General features: G+C 36.8%; 5 protein-coding genes and 1 pseudogene. 3 read left to right on the top strand and 3 right to left on the bottom strand.

Annotation, left to right across the window (positions count from 1 at the left end; genetic code table 11):
• A pseudogene (locus ACFIMC_RS04585) lies at window positions 1-277 on the bottom strand (hypothetical protein); the annotation flags it as partial.
• A 49-nt stretch (window positions 278-326) separates the two neighbouring features.
• Between ACFIMC_RS04585 and ACFIMC_RS04580 the strand changes: the two are divergent.
• The 3 genes from ACFIMC_RS04580 to ACFIMC_RS04570 are packed head-to-tail and all read left to right on the top strand — an operon-like array spanning window position 327 to window position 1,095.
• Window positions 327-599, top strand: a complete 273-nt coding sequence (locus ACFIMC_RS04580; RefSeq protein WP_012231065.1) for a toxin HicA — start codon at window positions 327-329, stop codon at window positions 597-599.
• A complete protein-coding gene (locus tag ACFIMC_RS04575) occupies window positions 589-906 on the top strand; it encodes a type II toxin-antitoxin system HicB family antitoxin (protein WP_004856761.1) in 318 nt (105 codons plus the stop codon). Before ACFIMC_RS04580 ends, ACFIMC_RS04575 begins: the two co-directional genes overlap by 11 nt.
• 42 nt (window positions 907-948) lie before the next feature.
• Window positions 949-1,095, top strand: coding sequence for a CopG family antitoxin (locus tag ACFIMC_RS04570; protein WP_375630421.1), 147 nt, complete (start codon window positions 949-951; stop codon window positions 1,093-1,095).
• A 46-nt stretch (window positions 1,096-1,141) separates the two neighbouring features.
• Here the strand turns inward: ACFIMC_RS04570 and ACFIMC_RS04565 are convergent, their stop codons facing one another.
• Complete coding sequence (locus ACFIMC_RS04565) at window positions 1,142-1,420, bottom strand: hypothetical protein (RefSeq protein ID WP_375620501.1); 279 nt, start codon at window positions 1,418-1,420, stop codon at window positions 1,142-1,144.
• Window positions 1,417-2,145 (bottom strand): antA/AntB antirepressor family protein, encoded by a 729-nt coding sequence (locus ACFIMC_RS04560; RefSeq protein ID WP_375681019.1) that lies wholly within the window; start codon window positions 2,143-2,145, stop codon window positions 1,417-1,419. Before ACFIMC_RS04560 ends, ACFIMC_RS04565 begins: the two co-directional genes overlap by 4 nt.
• Window positions 2,146-2,603: the final 458 nt, after the last annotated feature.

Raw genomic sequence — 2,603 nt, 5'->3', positions numbered from 1 at the left:
AGAAAACCTCCTCAACTTCCCATGCTAATTGGTCAACAAAACGTGCTCCATCTTCACATGTCGCATAACATTCAACATCTAGCGTTAAAACACGCCGCCTTAAGCCAAAATCATGTCCATCTTCAATTGTTTCACTTTGCGTTGAGATATTAATAGCTGGCATTGCTTCAATAAATAAATTGAAGTCACGCATATTGAAAACATTGTCACCAGCTGCCGTCTTTGCTGCCTTTATCAAAGCAACAAAGCTTTCCCTTATTGTTTCTCTCGGATGCATGAGTGTTCCTGTCCAATTAAGTGTATAAAATGATTGACTAGGATTAATAATGATACTATTATTGGTTATGAGCAATAAAGTTGAAAAAATAATCAGCTTGATGAAAGCATCACCAAAGAACATCAAGTTTTCAGATTTGTTGGCTGTATGTGTCTATTTCTTTGGAGAACCTCGGAACAATGGTACAAGCCACTTTGTTTTTAAAACACCGTGGCTTGGTGATCCTCGTGTAAATATTCAAAAAGATTCTGGTAACAAAGCAAAAGCTTATCAAGTCAAACAAGTCTTACAAGCGATAGAAAGGATGAAACATGAACAATAATCATTATACATATCGTGTTTTGTGGTCGCAAGAAGATGAGGAATATGTCGGATTGTGTGCAGAATTCCCATCCCTTTCATGGTTAGATGCTCAAGCAGAGAAAGCTTTAAAAGGTATTATGGACCTTGTTTCAGAAGTTGTTGAGGACATGCAACATAATGGAGAAGAAGTTCCTGTGCCTTTGTCACATGGTAAATACAGTGGTAAGTTTCAATTAAGAATACCACCAGAACTCCATAGAAAACTTGCAATACAAGCCGCTGAAAATGGTGTGAGTTTAAACAGATACATTTCCTCTAAACTTTGAATCTTTTAAAAGTCTATACGTACTAAAAGAAAATTAATTCTTATGAAACCCTCTAAATTAAAACAAATACCCGTTTTTAAGACGGATAAAGAAGCAGAAAACTTTGTTGATACTGCCGATCTTACAGATTATGACTTAACTGATTTTAAATCCGTTCATTTTGAGTTCTTACCTAAAGAAGTCTCTTGACTACCTCCCCACCTTTAACGATAGGGAGGGGAGTTTTGTTTTTAAGTTAAGCAACCTTTTTAATGGGGTTGTCTAAATTTGGTTCATAAGTTCGCAACAAAGAATCCATACGATGTGGAAGTTCTGAAGCTCCAAAATCTGTCAAAATTGCCAAGATTTTTGTAATATTGGGCACGTCATCTTGAAGCTTTAAAACTAGAACATTTTCTATTGCATTCATAGTTTGAACCAGAGCACTACAATCTTTGTCGCTCACATTTTCATCATTAGAAAATTGAGATAATGCCATCCACAAATCGCATAAGAAGTTGGTATCTATTTTCATTGCACACCCCCAAAGATTTGTTCTCTCAAACATGCCAATCCTCTAGATGTGATTTTCGTTGAAGGCAGCACCTTTTCTGTTCCATCTGGTCTTTGAATGGTGATAGCAGGGCAATCCATGAATCCTTTCTTGATCTTATCCTGATAAGGTAACAATGGCGCCCTTGGAGCCCGTCGATACACCCAATCATGTTTACGCAAGTAATCGGTTAAGTCCTTTGGTCTTACTTCCAACATCTTTGCTGCTTCTATCAAACCAAACAAACCATCAGAGCGTTTTAAGCCATCCAAAGCTTCTGCTTTTGGTGCTAATTCAGCAATAACATGATCTTTCTGCTCTATTTGATTTTGTAAGTGATTTAAAACACCAAGTAATGCTTCGGGTTTGGAGTAGTCAACTTGTGGGGTCGCTACTTGTTTCAAAAGCCGTTCGCATTTGATAAAGTATTGACGCGCTTCATGCCCTTTATCATTACGCTCTATCATCGAAAGATGTTTAGCCATGTCTAATGTAATGTGGTATTCTTTTATTTTTCCACCCCGGTAAAAATTTACCGCAGTTATAAAGTTTATATTTTCCTGAAATTTACATTCTTTAATGCGATTTTTAATCCAATTTCTAAATTCAGACTTTATTTCCAAAAACGCATGCAAATCACGCGCGTTAACAGTTTGAACAGTTTCCTGATCAATAATCCGTTCTTTAATTTCTATAAGATTGTTCATAAAGAACTCCTTGCTACTTAGAGGTTTCTTATTGACACTCTACAAGAGTGTCGGGTGTTAAGAAACACGGTAGCAAGTCCGCCGTTATGCTTTTCCCAAAAGGGTATTTTATAGCGTAACTACACCCGACAAAGTCATTATATGCGTGTAACATACAATGAGTCAAAGCTTTTTAATGTGCGGAAAACTGATTATTTCGACAATCAATCCGCTTGCTATCAAGGTGTTTCTTAGGCACCTGATTCGATTATTCATATTGTTGCCACAATGTCAAGTGGCAATGTAATGTTTTTATAACAATAATCAAAACAGCTTGCTAAACAAAGATGCCTTATTGTTTTATCTCTCGCAAGATAAGTTTATACATACCGGATTCTGAGGCTTGGACATCTGTGACAGTGAAGTGTTCTTGAGAAGAGGGGGCTTTGTTGTTTTCAGGAGAGAGGACCACAATACTA

The organism is Bartonella sp. AP21QHHD (genome assembly GCF_042196205.1).
Classification (GTDB): Bacteria; Pseudomonadota; Alphaproteobacteria; order Rhizobiales; family Rhizobiaceae; genus Bartonella.
Note: the sequence above shows the minus strand (reverse complement) of the source record. Positions and strands in the feature narration are given on the sequence as shown.